The sequence below is a fragment of the Brevibacterium linens ATCC 9172 genome (assembly GCF_900169165.1).
GTDB classification, from domain to species: Bacteria; Actinomycetota; Actinomycetes; order Actinomycetales; family Brevibacteriaceae; genus Brevibacterium; species Brevibacterium linens.
This window is the reverse complement of the sequence record NZ_FXYY01000041.1, coordinates 1-13717: the sequence shown is the minus strand read 5'-3', so window position 1 is coordinate 13717 and position 13717 is coordinate 1. Positions and strand designations below refer to the sequence as shown.

Here is a 13717-nt window from a genome sequence, read left to right as displayed (position 1 = left end):
ACGTTTGAGGGCAGAAGTGGTTCGATCTTCTCCCACTGCTCATCAGTGAAGACTCGGTGTCGTTGCTGTGTAGTCACGTCTCCACCGTGCCAGTCCTGGAATGGTCAATAAAGGAGACACGCCCTAGTCGTGTAATAGCAACATCCGTCTTGACGCTCTCCACGCTTCTGCTTGCAACCGCGATCCCTCAGGCCGCACAGGCGGATCCTGCCGACGATTGCACAGGCGCGATCGATGCAGCAGAACTCGCTGACTCAACTTGCGCGCAAGAAGGAGACGTCCTGCTCCTTGACGATGGCCGAGAGATGACAATTCCAGCGCTGGGAGAAACTGTCGAGTCCAGCGTGGTTTCAGTCGAAGGCGAACCGGAGACACCTGATGCCTCAGTCTCGAACAACACCAAGGGAATCGTGGTCGACATCGGCGGCGAATGGTCCGGTAATCGAGCGGCCGTGACCATGCAGAAGCAAATCGAAGCGGAAAAAGCTGAAACCATCGCACCAGACGGTGTGAGTATCCAGGCTAGCTGCTCGAGCAGCGCATATAAGCTCAACGGGTGGAGGCAGCCAGCTACCTTCAATTGGTACTACAACTCAAAGAATGCCAAAGCATCGAGCCTTGCAGCGTTTAAGGCTGGCGCGAAGACGTGGACGGGGACCATCAAGCGCTGCGGGAAGACGATCAACTCAGGTGCGAAACAGTCATATGTTGACGGAACGTCGAAAACGCCGGCGGTGACGGCAAAGAACGGCTGCGGAAAGCGTGACTCGAGAAACGTTGTCGGTTGGGGTTCGGCGACTTCCAGTAATCTCGCAACGACCTGCACGTGGTCAAACAATTTCGGTGATGCACTTGAATCTGACCAACGCTACTCCACGAAAAAGGCATGGTCGGCAGCGAGCAAATGCTCGGGCAGCAAGTTTGACGTTCGCGGAGTCGCCACCCATGAGTTCGGACATACCTTCGGCCTCGGCCACGTTGCGATGTCGACTAAACAGGTAATGAAGCCTCAATCGAATACATGTGAAACTTCGCAGCGCACCCTTGGCAAGGGTGATGTAGCTGGAATCAATCTCATCTACTAGGAGCACCTGTGAAGCATGTTTTTACTCGAACTGCGGTGGTTCTCTCTGCGGTACTGACACTAGGCTTCACGGTTGCCTGCAGCTCTGAGCCGGAGGGAGGCCAGGTGGTTTCGTGCGGGGCATATGCACAAGATCCTGATGTTGAAGCTTTAATCGATGAGTCAGTTGCAGTCATCGTCGGGGACCTCAATGAGGCCGGTGAGAGTTCGGCAGAAACTCACGTAAAGGATGTTTTCAAGGGAACGATAAACCCAGGTGACACGATCACTTTCTCGTGGGACAACGCTTGCGGAAGCCCAACGGACTTTCTCACCGCACCCCCCGAGGACAAGGAAGAATTCGTATATTTCCTCGGTATGCAGGGAGAGCAGTACACGCTCGTAGACGGCGCTTACGGCATGTTTAATGCATCCGATGCTCTACTCGGTGAAGTCTCTACCGCAACTCGCAAGTGAGCACGAGTCTATAAACATCCCGTCCGTGTCGACGATGCGGAGGGGGCCGCCAACAAGGACGAAGCAGCTAACGATGGATGTCTATCGGGTATGCGAGCTCACAAATCTGCTAAACGGTTGGCTGCGTTCGCTGACAGATCTGTCCAGCCCAGCACCGCTTTGACTCTTGCCTAGTACTACTAAGACCTACCATTTGGTGTGCGGGTGAGGCGAATACCGAACTTCACCACCGCGGCGCCGACAAACCCAACTACACCCAGGACCGTCGCAATGACACCAACCCCCACCAATGCATCCTGCGCAGGACTGATTTGCAGAGTTGTACCATCAACGAGAGCGATGAACCCCGAGATAGCGATACCGACCACAGCGGCACATGTGACCTGACTTGCACAGTTTTAGTGTCCCGCCCCAGGCCCAGAGTTTTCGACATTGCTGACGAGCTCTGCGGCTTGCGGAGGGACATCCGGTGGGAACACGAGTTCGTGCCCATCGATCTCGCCCACGAACTCACGCAACGGCCGCAACGTGGTAATGATCTTCTGCAACGACAACCCTGTCGCTTCCTGCATGAACCTCGCGACCGCCAAAGCAGTGAACACCACCGTCAGGTGCGCCTCGATCGCGTCTCGCGTGCGATGGAAGATCGGGCGGGCCCGGAGAGCTGTCTTCGACATCCGAAAAGACTGCTCGACATGCCATAGATCGTGATAGGAACCGACAACCTCGCGGGCGGTCATGACTCTTCTTTCGATGTTGGTGACGTAGCCTTTCCACCCGGCCAGGCCCACCGCTTTGTCGTAGCTGGACTCGTCGAAGACCTTCTGCGATCCCTTGATTTTCACGAACCGTGCGGCCTTCGGTTTCGATTCCCCGTCGATGATCCTCATCGCCCGATTCCGTTGTAGATTCAGTGTCTCTCTGTCCCGCACGGCGCGTTTGCGCCGGTATTGCCACACTGCCCGCCACGCCTTCGGATGCTTAACCGGTGACCACACGGGCTCAGCACGAGTCAGCGTCCGGTTCTTGTCCAACCCGACTGTGGTCCTTGGCGTCAGCGTATCGACGAGCTGCCCATCATCAGTGTTTGTCCCGTTCCAGGTGAAGAACGTCGCCAGATCATTCGGTGCCTTCGTCTGCCGCGACCCGACGATGAACCGCAGCCCGGCATCATCAATGGCTTTCAGGTTCGCAGCTGAGAGCATTCCGGCATCAGCGACGATGACCATATCGGTGACCCCGTGGCGGTCTTGGAAACCCTTGACGATCGGGATCATCGTGAACGTTTCTGCTTTGTTGCCTTCGAAGCACCCGATCTCTAACGGGAACCCGGTCCGATCGACGAGGAGGCCAACAACGATCTGCGGGTCGACTCGGCGTTCTTTCGAGTACCCGACCTTGCGCAGGCTGTCTTCCTTCTCTGCTTCGAAGTACAGGGTGGTGACATCGTAGAGAATCAATGAGATCCCTGTCGTGGCGACTGAGTAGTCGAAACATTTGCCGGCAATCATGGATCGGTAGTCGTCATCGATGACGCGTTTGAGGCAGGCAGAGAACGTGTTGCGGTGTTTCGTTTCAGCACCGAGCTCGTTCAGGACGCGGATGCTGTCGGATTTCGATGTAGGTTCGACAAGTCTGGCGAGGACGAGCTGGAAGAACGCATTGTCATCGACGACATCGAATCCGAGTCGGTTGTAGGCGGTGTGGATCGTGTCGATGAGCAGACGTGATGTCGATCCCTTTACCCGCCTACGCGATGTTGTCGAGACGTTGCTGCCGGTGTCGAGGTCGAGTGCCAGCTGCCCGGTGGACTCGTTGATTTTCTCGCGGCCGGCTTCTTCAAGTGCTGCGAGTTGGGCTGGGGTGTGGGCGGAGCCGAGGTGTTCGATGACGGTGAGTTTGCCGTGGCGTTTCGTTACGATCTGGACCGCGGTTGCCCCGGACGCGGTCGGGACTTTCCTTAGTCGCAGGCTCATGTACCTATTCTACGGACCCATTTAGTGTCCCGAATCAGGAACTGACGGCACGGTCACCAGCATAAACGCCAGTCGAAACCCGAAACTCGTCCCCAACTGTGCAAGTCAGGAGACCTACCATTTGGTGTGCGGGTGAGGCGAATACCGAACTTCACCACCGCGGCGCCGACAAACCCAACTACACCCAGGACCGTCGCAATGACACCAACCCCCACCAATGCATCCTGCGCAGGACTGATTTGCAGAGTTGTACCATCAACGAGAGCGATGAACCCCGAGATAGCGATACCGACCACAGCGGCACATGTGAGCGCCGCGAGTAGCAGGGCCGTCCCTATGGTGTTTAGCTGGCGCAGCTGGTCACGGCCTCTGGCCGGCCAAGGCCGTTGGTTCAAGACCGAGATAATGAAACTCGTGGCGATGATTGTGAGAGCGACTCCGAAACCGAAAAGAGTCCACATGGTTGAGAAGGCAGCAAGGCCTGCCACGAAGCCAGCTAACAGCGTGCACAGGCCCGCAATGATCAGCACGACGGATAAACGGTCGCTACTCACGAATCTTGCTTTCTGGAAACCTGCCTGCGCATGAGATCGAGCATCTCTTTGCGGTCAGCTTCCTGCCGCTTGAGGTACTTGGTGATCCAGACAGTCGCAACTACGATGCCCGCTACGATGACGAGAAAGACAAACACGGGCAGAAGTGTCATCAGCATGCCAAGGACGCCAAAGCTCGATTCAACGAATCCAAAGTCTTCCATATGCTCGATCCTTTCGGCGCATCTGCGGGCTCTGCCTCATTAGTTGAAAGCGATAAGGCCCATTCTATAGTCTGCGCAAACATCGTATAGGCACGATAGAAGAGGTGCATTGCCGAGATTCAGTGGCGCAACGCCGGGCAGTCAATCCGCTTTCGAAACCGTCGAAAGCGGACGCAGGCCCCTTCGGGAACACGTATTTCTTGCCTTCACCTGCACAAAGTGTCCTGCGGGCGGTCACTTTCCGCCGCGAGCGTTCAATCGTGATCGCGACAATTCCCGTCACGGCCCTGACTCTACGACGAGTGTGCCAAGATCGGCATATGAATGGTTCCAAACCAGATTCCTCTTTGCTATCGCTACCGGCAACGAATAGCACCCGTTCGATCGGTTTCAATACGCTCATTGTTGCCTTCGCCGGGCATCTCATTGCCTGGACTGGCTACGTGGCGATGCATATCTCCGACGAGAGCTTCTACTTGCCTCAGCCCTGGATGATAAGCCTCTCAGGCTTCTTACTGACAGTGGTTGCAACATTCTGCGCAGTCATCATCGGACGGGCTCTCCCCCGCTCTTTCAGGCCCTGGTTCATGATCATCAGTCTCATCGTTCTGATTGGGTCAGGGGTCAGCGAAATAGTCGGGCTGGTATTTTACTCCATGAATACTCCTCCCAGCGGTGTTGTGGACATTGTGGCTAACTCGCTGGCAGTTCTGCCATTCATCGGAGAGCTCGCCTATCCGTTCGTGCTCTCCGGCGTAATCATGTGGGCCGTACGAGTTCCCAACATTGAGCATCAAACAACGCCGCGTACCCGCATCGGTTCAGGTCGTGGCGATCCCGCGTTCGCAACGACTGCGTTCGTCATCTACGCTTCGACACTGGCGACGGGCCTCGCGGTGACCATGTTTCTCATCGTCACTTTCTTCGCTCCCGTGGCCCCTATCAGTGATGAGGGATGGGACACGGAGTTCCTCTGGCTGACAGCAGCCGGGATCGTTGGAGCGATCGGCCTCACTGGCGTTCTCCGTCGACTCTCGACCACGCCCGTGTCAACGACTGTTTCAACGACACTCGCAACGCTCAGCCTCTTCGCTCTGGTCTTCGCCCACCAGTTAAGCAGCCTCTCAGTTGCTCAGGCCGTTTACTCCGACTCGGTCGGAATCGGCGGGACGCTTGTGTGGGTGTTCGCCGCGTTCATGTTCCCCCTCACCGCCGTACTTTTTCTACTGATGGTCCTAATCATCAAGATCCGGTCCCGCAATAAGTGACCCCGCACAAGCTCGGGACGTCTCTGAGACGGGATACGAGGACGGGAGCCAAATAGATTCGGGAGAGCACCATCGATGACACGCGAACTCGCCCTGCAACTTCGCCCGCTATGCGAGCACTACTGCCTTTCGATGTCGACCGACGAGAGGTGAACCGAATGCCAGAATTACCCCCGCGCCCGCCATCGCTGCGCCGACTGCCACGTTCCTTTTCGCGTCGGCACGACATCGAACGATTCCATCCGACAACGGATATCCGTTCGCTTCGGTGATTCGCATAGCGTTGAGACCCGAAGGGCAGGCCCACAGTGCCTCACTGTCCCTATAAGCTCCGGAGCCCAACTGGACCCAGAATCCCCCGGCGATCAGGCCGACTGAGGCGACACCGAGGAGAGTGAGCGACAACCACGCGTGTTGCCTTATCACGATGATGGTCAGGAACCAGACCGCGATGGCGGCACCAACGACGAACCAGCCGAGTAGCACCCACTCCACCCACTGCACATCTTCCATGTGATACAGCTCTACCGATTCGTCAGTGGCTATGATCATCACGTGCACCGAGTCACCATTGCTCACCGCGAACCTCCCTTATACCCCTGCCGTAATAGTCTGATCTCAATATGCCACACCGGCCTCAACGATCCGTGGCACACACTCACAACACTGCGACGAACGAGCGACGGAGGCAGTCGACAGTTCACACAACGACGGCGCCGCCCTTGTCGATAAGAATGACTATTATCCGCAGACGAAACCCGTGATCAGAGACATCGGTCATGCCGCCAGCACACCTGAGAGAGGAGAACGAATTTTGATTCCGGAATCCAAAGGCGCGAAGATCGCCTACATTGCAGTAGCGTCCGTGTCTACACTCCTTGTCGGCTTCTGCATTTTCGTATGGTTGTGGGCAGGCACGATCGAGGATGGTTGGATAAACGCCTATGCGGCAGCGGTCGTGGTTTCGGTGGTCTGTGTTCCGATTGCCCTTGTACCGCTTGGTTGGTCCTTGGGGCTCTCATTCGTTCGGGCAGCTGAAAAGAGAAAGTCCCAGCGTAATCAGACGAAGCCGCGCGCAGAGTTGTGTTCTATGAACTCGCCAATCGAGATTCGATTCTTTCCCGACTGGGGGCGGAAGGAACCGCTGTGGAGCCATGACACCGACGACATTGCAGTGGGGACTTCAGACCTCCCAATTTCAGCGGACCTGGCCGACGATCTCCATGCTTACATGGAGTTCTGGAGCTCTCACTTCAACCCCGTCGTCGATTACCCAGATTCGGGGTGGGACTGCGAAGATAATCACCAATGGTTTATCGATGAGGGCAACCGCCTTATCCGAGAATTGTCTAGCGAACTCGAAGGCAGGGCAACCATCTCTGACGAGCGGGACCCCGACGACCGCTAGGGGTCCCACTTAGCGAAAATAGTTCCCGAATCTATGTCTATCGGGTATACCCTCTTACCGAATCTGTCTATGGCCTGGGCCAAGGTTCGAACAAAACCGTCAAGGACGACACCGCCTTGACGCTGGAAACTGGCCCTCTCTATCTACGACGCCGGTTTCAGTAGCTGTCTGCGCAAACGTCGAGACCCACACGCGCAGAGGCGAGGCCACACTATGCGTGGCCTCGCCCTCGGCTGGAGCGCACCGCCACAGGTGCAGAATCCGGCTATCCCTCGGATTCTTCCTCAGTGTCAGCCTGGGACTGCAACTCAACAAGTTCATCCGCACACCGACTCAGCTCGCCTGCAACCTCAGCCAGTGGTCCTCGTGCCAGCTCGACGAGTTTCATCGCGTAACGCCTATTAAAACTCGTATCAGGACTATTCGCGTCGCCCTCTGCGTATGTGAGGGTGTCCGCAATCTCTTCAAGACTCGACGCCGCGAGCCGGAGCATCCGCTCCCAGCTACGATCTTGGGCGTGTGGCAACCACACCAGACCTAGGGAATAGAGCCCATCGAGTCTTTCCGCTGCAACGAACCGTTCAACTGTTGATAAACGATCCAGCCATGCGCTGATGAACCTGTCGCACAGCTCGGAATGATCAAACTGCAGATCGGGCTTATTATTGTACAAGGTCTCGGCCACGTCAGTGATCGACATGCGCTCAGCGATAGCCAATGCCTGCGTTAGATCATCGTCCTTCGACTCCAGTATCGCTGCGGCCAGCTTCTTCCTACTTGAGAGGGTATCCCCACCATCCATTACTAATCTGACCTCCCTTCTTCGCACAGGTCACCACAATGTACTTCCCCTTATAGGGCATAGCCGCTTGGCGGCCTGATCCCTTTTTATATGTTGAGTGTTTGCCGTTGGCCATTGCGCGGGACATGAGATTCGCGATTTTCCCCCGCGACGTGGCACCAATCTTGTCTCAGTTGTGCCTCTTCGCCCGGATATGCTTCCACTTGTTCGCGTTCTGCTTCAACAAGTACTTCGACGCAGCCTGCTTGATCTTCGACTTCCCTATTTGCTTGATCGCTGCTTTAATCCCGACACGGGCGAGGAGGCCAAGAACCCACAGAATCGGGAATGCCTGCGCATTCACCTGGGCAGAAGAAACCTCAATGGTTTCTCCTGACTGAGCATCTTCGAGAGTTGCAGCGAAGGCTTCATCACCTAAATAGGTGAAATCACGGACGAGTAGTTCGCTTTCAATGTCTTCACCATCGACGACTGCTTCAACCGTCACCGACTGGATCAGCTCATCAAGAGGAGCATCGGAATCCGTGGCGACATCCACACGCGAATCAATACCTTCAGCCTCAACCGAGGTGGAGACTGTGCCACCGACCGCGTCGACGTCTACAGTCGTATCTAGGTTGTCGCCGCCCTCATCAAGCGACTCAACACCTGAGGTCGCCTCATCAGGATCAACAGAGACACTATGTGTGCTGACGCTTGGTACTTCGGTTGGCTCGTCGGCCGCGACCGGTGAAATATTTGCCGTCGACAGCCCCACCGCTAACGCGGTCACCGCTGCAACAGCAGCGACGCTCTTCCTTAAAGAGACTTGCATTCCCTCGGGTCCTTTCCTTGTTCTTCAATGGATTCTTCTATCGCTTGATCGACAGGAGTGTTCCTGCGGGTCTGATCACGAGTGTGTGGAGCAATCAGTGGCCAGCACGCGGCAATCTTTCCCGCAGCAATCGCTGTTGCAGGAGACGTCCCTGAATACGGCTGGGTCCCACCTCCCGGGCTCTTAACGTGGATCTCCTCACCGGAAGCAAGGAGATTCGTGGCTCGAATATTCGTGAATCTCAGACGGTGGCCTGATTTGTTCAGTGCCCCCACTGAGATCACTCCCTCATATTGGGCTGGGTATGAGGCGAAATCTCCAATACCGTTCCCGGCAGCGGAAAAGATGGTCACGCCATCGTTTTGAGCGTGACGGACCGCTTCCTTCAGCTCTGGCGCGTCCATTTCGGTCCCGAGCGCGGCGACGATCATATCCACATCTTGTTGTGTCGCAGTCGTGATCCCAGTCGCCAAGTCTTCAACTTCCCCGACACCAGAAATATCAAGAGCCGGGACGTCGACGATCTCGATCGTCGGAGATCGTGTAGATGGTTTTGCTGACGCGCTTTCAACCATGATCGCGGCCATGGCTGACCCGTGTTCGCTCACTCTCGACGGGGCGCCCGGCACCGAACGAACCTCGATCTTCGCCTTATTCAATGCTGGGTAGGTGGGATCAATTCCTCCATCGATGATTGCGATCCGAACCTTCGAAACAGTTTCTACTGGCGTGAAAACGATGACAATGGCGACCATGGCGAAAACGATGACGACGGCTGCCACCAGGGCACGCTGGACCCACCGGCGGGGATAAACGGGGGCCAGGGCCATCCGGGAGTCTTCTCGCATGGTCTCGCAGTCTGTGAAGAAGGGTGGGGACGATCTTTCATGGGGATAAGCCGTCCTTAAACCTAACAATCCCTGAGTTGGCTTCCGGGGTCGCTCGTGTGAAAGCAATCAAACCGTTACCTGCCGCAGGTCCGGGCATACAGTGTGGGCGCCGCGGGCGCCTCGCACGAAAGTATGAAATTTCGAGACAACTTCGGCCCAGCAGGCCGGATGAGTGCGATCATGTCAATCGAGTATCCCTGCTCACCGAATCTGTCCACTGATTGGGGTTAGGTGCGAACAGAACTGTCGAAGTTCGCACGGGATTGACACTCGAAGGCCGCGGACTCTGCATCTGCAGCGTGTCTCCCTGGTGGCCGAGCCGACATATTGCCGTGGTTTAATGGACTTTCCAGATCCGGCTTGGAATGACGGACCATGCAAGTACGTGTCATCATTCGCTTGTGAAGTACCGGAACATCATTGCGGTATGAGCGCGAGACCATGAGGAGACGGTCACATCGATGGGAAGCAGATACTTCAGCCATACAGAAGAGTTCTTCGTCGAAGCTGACCCCGAAGCAGTCTGGAGGGTTCTCGCCGATCCGACTGCTCTTGCCGGATCACACCCGATTGAAGTGAAGCCTGAGGGTCACATAGCATTGACCGCAGGTGACCGTTGGATTGAATCGCATCGGCAGTGCGGATGTGGAGGCGACGATGTCATATGGACAACACTGGTTGCTGAGAACCCAACAACTTACGTGAAGCGCGGCAGGCAAGCCGGGACTACAATGACCGACACGGTGCGCCTCCGACCAAAGGGATCCGGCTGCATCCTCCGAAACCGCCTGGCCTTCTCCCCAAGCTTTGTCGGCAGGTTCCCAGAAAAACTCGTAACCTGGAGGCGGATCGCGACGGGAAAGCTCCCAAAAATGGTTGTTACTGAGGAATTTCTCGACCGCTTTGCTTGTATTCTGAGCGAGCATCTTGGATGCAGGGTCACCCGCTTGTGAATCTTCCTTGTTGACGTGCAAATATCACCTTGTTGCTCCACAGGTACGGGAAAACTAGAGTAGCTACGATGGAAGCCCGTAGGCCGTAGCAGATCCTAAACTCGCGCTGGGGAAGCACTACAACATCAATAAGCCTTCCGCCCGATCGCAAATCAACTGTCCAAAGCGACGATGATGGCGAGGAGGAGCATGCTTCGTAGTAGCAACCGTGCGCTTACGATCGCGAGCACAGTATCTAAAGATTTCTGTCAAAGGAGTATACCCCTTTGACATTCAAGATCTCGACCGGAAGAATGTGTGAGCTTCAGCGGTAAATGGCGGTGTTCTGTCAGCGTATTTTGGCGGCAGTGCTCTCACCGCCCGCTCGCATCGCACGATGCTTTGCAGGTTTCATCAGTCATAGAACAACAAGCGATACCGCTATTACGAGTTGTCAGGCCGTTATCGCGATAGCGCCTTCGCTTGAAGCAGCGCGAACCCCGGAACTATGGGTGACGAAGCAGGTGGTGAGTGTCCGTTTCCCCGACCTCAGCGAAGCCTTCACGTTCGTACAATCGCTTTGCTCTGGCATTCACTTTGTGAACCTGAAGCATCGTTCCATGGCCAGCCTTTGCAGACTGTTCAACCACCCAACTGAGGATGGCGGCACCGACGCCTTGACCCTGACTATCCGGAGCAACTTCCATGAGCTCTAGCCACGTGTCTTCCTCGCGCCTTCCCAGATACAGCGCGCCGACGTCCACGCCGTCTAACCCAAGCACGAACACCTCATGTTCCTCAACAAGCGGGCGGAAAAACTCTTGCTGCTGTACAGCGATCCACGGACCATAGGCCGCTTCCACCAATTCCTTGTGAGCGTCTTCATGAAGCTGGAACAACCAAGCTTCGTCCTTGTACGTAGCCGCGCGGGTCGAAATCGTCATCTATCCATTCTGCTACAAAGCGGACACCAAACCTGTGAGGTTCAGCGATAAGTGGCGGTGCTTTTCCATTGCACAGTGGCGATGCAGATGATTTAGGGGCTCGGCATGTCCTGGTATGTTGCGAGCATGAGTGATCAGCAGCATCAGCGTTGGCAACGAGGCGACAGAATTTTCTGGACTTACCGCGACCCAGACTTTCCCGGACTCGTGGATCAACGGCCAGTAACTGTAATCGCTGATGATGATCAGCACCTTGCCGTGTGGATGGCCGCGGGGACACGAATGCTCTATCAAGTCAGTGCTGATGGGCAGGACCTGCGCTCCCTCAGCGGGACAGATCGCTTCACCGCCCCACGAGCCCAAGCAGTCAGAAACTGGGTAGGCTCCGGGATACTTGCAGTCTTCCAGCCAAACACCATGTACTCTGTCTGGTTCTTCGAGACAAAGGCGGGAATCCGTAACTCCTATTACGTGAACATCGAAGAAGAATTCACACGGTCGGATTCCGGCATCGAAACCTCAGACCTCGTGCTCGACGTTCTCGTCAGCCCTGATCGCATCTACGCTTTCAAAGACGAAGATGAACTTGAGCTCGCCCACCGCGCCGGGGTGTTCTCGACAGCCAAGGTGGAGCAGATCAGACAAGTGGCACAGCAAGCCGTGAAAGATGTCGAGCACTGGGAATTCCCGTTCAACGCCGGATACGAGGGCTTTCAGCCGGACCCCGATTGGACCGTGCCTACTTTGCCTGCCGATGCCAACTGGGAGTTTGAAGATGTCGCAGGAGGAGACTAAGTGGGAGACTGTTGATCGCCGCCAGATTCACCAAGGGCGTGTAGTGCTTTTCGAGCACACCGTTACTCTCCCCGACGGTTCGCAAACTCACTACGAGGTCGACGAGAGTGTTCCATTCGCGGCCGCGGTTCTTGTCGTTAACGGCGATCACGTATTGGTCACTCGGCAGTATCGTTACCCGATAGATCGCTGGATCTTCGATCTACCTGCCGGTGGAGCCGAAGATGGCGAGGAGCCGATAGACACGGCCCGTCGCGAACTTGAGGAAGAAGCGGGGATTGTGCCGACAAGCTTGATGTCCCTCCATACCTTCTTCTTGAACCCTGGCCGGGCAAGCTGGCCCGTGCACCTCTTCTTTTCGTCAGAGGCAACGATAAAGGGGACCGCAGCTCGAGACGATCCGGCGGAGCAGGTTAGCGCTGTTTGGCTACGTGTAGAGGAGCTGGATTCGATGATCACAAAAGGTGAAATCGTCGATCCAACGCTGATCATTGCGCGGACGATGGCCGCAAGTCGCGGACTTATGTCGCCTCTTAAACCTTTAGTTTTATGAGACGTCAGATCCACCTCGGCGTGACTTCAGCTCAGTCGCGTACTCACGGGGTGCGATCTGTCTTGCTAACTCGTCTTGACGCAGAGTGTCTTAGAGTCGTGACTTCTTGGGATTTATGAGGCATTCTTAAGACATGAGGCTTCTGGGATACACGCGGGTCAGTACTGCTGGCCAAGATGCGCAGCTCCAACTCGATGCACTCGTCGGTGCGGGAGTCCAGAAACGAGATGTGTTCTCAGATGTGACCTCTGGGAGTAAGACGGCGAAACAGCGACCTGGAATGAGGCGGCTGCTCGACTATGCCGAAGACGGCGACACTGTCGTCGTGTGGCGCATCGACCGGCTCGGCCGCTCACTCCTGGACGTTCTGGCAACCGTGAACCATCTCCGAGACCAGGGAGTGAAGGTCCGTTCCGTTTCGGACAACATCGACCCTGAGACTTCATCGGGTCGGATGATGTTGGGAATGCTCGCTACCCTGGCCGAGTATGAGCGTGAACTCATCACTGAACGCGTCAATGCAGGCATTGCCGCAGCTAAGCAGAACGGCACCAAGTTCGGGCGGCCGCCGGTAGACCCGGACGAGATCGCCCAGAAGCTCTCTATCGCTGAAGACGCCCGCGCCAAAGGACGCACTGCTGAAGACGCGGCACGCTTGGTGGGCTGGTCAAGAGCGACTTTGTATCGACACCGTCAGGCCGCCGGCACTCACGACACACTGGCGGAGCCGGTGTGAGATGGACGGGCCGGAGAAGTGGCGCATCCTTCGGCTCCACGTTGAAGACGACATCGCTCTGACAACTCTGGCCCAAGACACCGGTCTCGGCTTGCGCACCCTGCAACGCTGGCACCAGCACTACAAGACCGGTGGGATCGCCGCTCTTGAATCACAGACCCGACACGACTCTGGTTCTAGGGCGTGTCTCCTTTATTGACCATTCCAGGACTGGCACGGTGGAGACGTGACTACACAGCAACGACACCGAGTCTTCACTGATGAGCAGTGGGAGAAGATCGAACCACTTCTGCCCTCAAACG

At 56.2% G+C, this 13717-nt stretch carries 17 protein-coding genes; 9 read left to right on the top strand and 8 right to left on the bottom strand.

Annotated features, from left to right (window positions below):
* The first annotated feature begins 149 nt into the window (after positions 1-149).
* Positions 150-1085 carry a matrixin family metalloprotease gene (locus tag BLIN9172_RS17220; protein ID WP_101556112.1) on the top strand — a complete coding sequence of 312 codons (936 nt, stop codon included), beginning with the start codon at positions 150-152 and terminating at the stop codon, positions 1083-1085.
* 8 nt (positions 1086-1093) lie between these two features.
* A complete protein-coding gene (locus tag BLIN9172_RS17215) occupies positions 1094-1540 on the top strand; it encodes a hypothetical protein (RefSeq protein WP_114355012.1) in 447 nt (148 codons plus the stop codon).
* Between the two features lie 398 nt (positions 1541-1938).
* Here the strand turns inward: BLIN9172_RS17215 and BLIN9172_RS17205 are convergent, their stop codons facing one another.
* The 3 genes from BLIN9172_RS17205 to BLIN9172_RS17195 are packed head-to-tail and all read right to left on the bottom strand — an operon-like array spanning position 1939 to position 4273.
* The gene (locus BLIN9172_RS17205) at positions 1939-3516 is read right to left on the bottom strand and encodes an IS1634 family transposase (RefSeq protein WP_069599196.1); all 1578 of its coding nucleotides are present in this window, start codon (positions 3514-3516) and stop codon (positions 1939-1941) included.
* 53 nt (positions 3517-3569) lie between these two features.
* The gene (locus BLIN9172_RS17200; RefSeq protein WP_069599197.1) at positions 3570-4070 is read right to left on the bottom strand and encodes a hypothetical protein; all 501 of its coding nucleotides are present in this window, start codon (positions 4068-4070) and stop codon (positions 3570-3572) included.
* The gene (locus BLIN9172_RS17195; protein WP_069599198.1) at positions 4067-4273 is read right to left on the bottom strand and encodes a hypothetical protein; all 207 of its coding nucleotides are present in this window, start codon (positions 4271-4273) and stop codon (positions 4067-4069) included. The genes BLIN9172_RS17200 and BLIN9172_RS17195 overlap by 4 nt, the downstream gene beginning before the upstream one ends.
* A 320-nt stretch (positions 4274-4593) precedes the next feature.
* On the opposite strand from BLIN9172_RS17195, the gene BLIN9172_RS17190 reads away from it, so the two are divergent.
* Positions 4594-5541: a hypothetical protein gene (locus BLIN9172_RS17190; protein ID WP_145997996.1), complete on the top strand. Its 948-nt coding sequence runs from the start codon at positions 4594-4596 to the stop codon at positions 5539-5541.
* A gap of 108 nt (positions 5542-5649) precedes the next feature.
* Here BLIN9172_RS17190 and BLIN9172_RS17185 read toward each other — a convergent pair whose 3' ends face one another.
* A complete protein-coding gene (locus BLIN9172_RS17185; RefSeq protein WP_069599200.1) occupies positions 5650-6120 on the bottom strand; it encodes a hypothetical protein in 471 nt (156 codons plus the stop codon).
* 181 nt (positions 6121-6301) lie between these two features.
* Between BLIN9172_RS17185 and BLIN9172_RS17180 the strand changes: the two genes are divergently transcribed.
* Positions 6302-6949, top strand: coding sequence for an immunity protein CdiI family protein (locus tag BLIN9172_RS17180; protein WP_125240291.1), 648 nt, complete (start codon positions 6302-6304; stop codon positions 6947-6949).
* A gap of 265 nt (positions 6950-7214) precedes the next feature.
* Here the strand turns inward: BLIN9172_RS17180 and BLIN9172_RS17175 are convergent, their stop codons facing one another.
* The 3 genes from BLIN9172_RS17175 to BLIN9172_RS17160 all read right to left on the bottom strand — a co-directional run bounded on the left by BLIN9172_RS17175 (position 7215) and on the right by BLIN9172_RS17160 (position 9347).
* The gene (locus tag BLIN9172_RS17175) at positions 7215-7751 is read right to left on the bottom strand and encodes a hypothetical protein (protein ID WP_069599202.1); all 537 of its coding nucleotides are present in this window, start codon (positions 7749-7751) and stop codon (positions 7215-7217) included.
* A 169-nt stretch (positions 7752-7920) separates the two neighbouring features.
* Positions 7921-8565 carry an SAR2788 family putative toxin gene (locus tag BLIN9172_RS17165; protein ID WP_069599203.1) on the bottom strand — a complete coding sequence of 215 codons (645 nt, stop codon included), beginning with the start codon at positions 8563-8565 and terminating at the stop codon, positions 7921-7923.
* Complete coding sequence (locus BLIN9172_RS17160) at positions 8550-9347, bottom strand: S8 family peptidase (RefSeq protein WP_165770839.1); 798 nt, start codon at positions 9345-9347, stop codon at positions 8550-8552. The genes BLIN9172_RS17165 and BLIN9172_RS17160 overlap by 16 nt, the downstream gene beginning before the upstream one ends.
* Before the next feature lie 569 nt (positions 9348-9916).
* On the opposite strand from BLIN9172_RS17160, the gene BLIN9172_RS17155 reads away from it, so the two are divergent.
* Positions 9917-10408 carry an SRPBCC family protein gene (locus BLIN9172_RS17155; protein WP_083248606.1) on the top strand — a complete coding sequence of 164 codons (492 nt, stop codon included), beginning with the start codon at positions 9917-9919 and terminating at the stop codon, positions 10406-10408.
* A gap of 485 nt (positions 10409-10893) precedes the next feature.
* Here BLIN9172_RS17155 and BLIN9172_RS17150 read toward each other — a convergent pair whose 3' ends face one another.
* Positions 10894-11331, bottom strand: a complete 438-nt coding sequence (locus BLIN9172_RS17150; protein WP_069599205.1) for a GNAT family N-acetyltransferase — start codon at positions 11329-11331, stop codon at positions 10894-10896.
* 126 nt (positions 11332-11457) lie between these two features.
* On the opposite strand from BLIN9172_RS17150, the gene BLIN9172_RS17145 reads away from it, so the two are divergent.
* The 4 genes from BLIN9172_RS17145 (at position 11458) to BLIN9172_RS18925 (ending at position 13614) form a co-directional block, all read left to right on the top strand.
* The gene (locus tag BLIN9172_RS17145) at positions 11458-12126 is read left to right on the top strand and encodes a ribonuclease FAU-1 family protein (protein WP_069601218.1); all 669 of its coding nucleotides are present in this window, start codon (positions 11458-11460) and stop codon (positions 12124-12126) included.
* Positions 12107-12679 carry an NUDIX hydrolase gene (locus tag BLIN9172_RS17140; protein ID WP_069599206.1) on the top strand — a complete coding sequence of 191 codons (573 nt, stop codon included), beginning with the start codon at positions 12107-12109 and terminating at the stop codon, positions 12677-12679. The genes BLIN9172_RS17145 and BLIN9172_RS17140 overlap by 20 nt, the downstream gene beginning before the upstream one ends.
* Before the next feature lie 133 nt (positions 12680-12812).
* Positions 12813-13415: a recombinase family protein gene (locus BLIN9172_RS17135; protein WP_069599207.1), complete on the top strand. Its 603-nt coding sequence runs from the start codon at positions 12813-12815 to the stop codon at positions 13413-13415.
* A gap of 1 nt (position 13416) precedes the next feature.
* Positions 13417-13614, top strand: a complete 198-nt coding sequence (locus tag BLIN9172_RS18925; RefSeq protein WP_069599208.1) for a helix-turn-helix domain-containing protein — start codon at positions 13417-13419, stop codon at positions 13612-13614.
* Positions 13615-13717 lie beyond the last annotated feature (103 nt).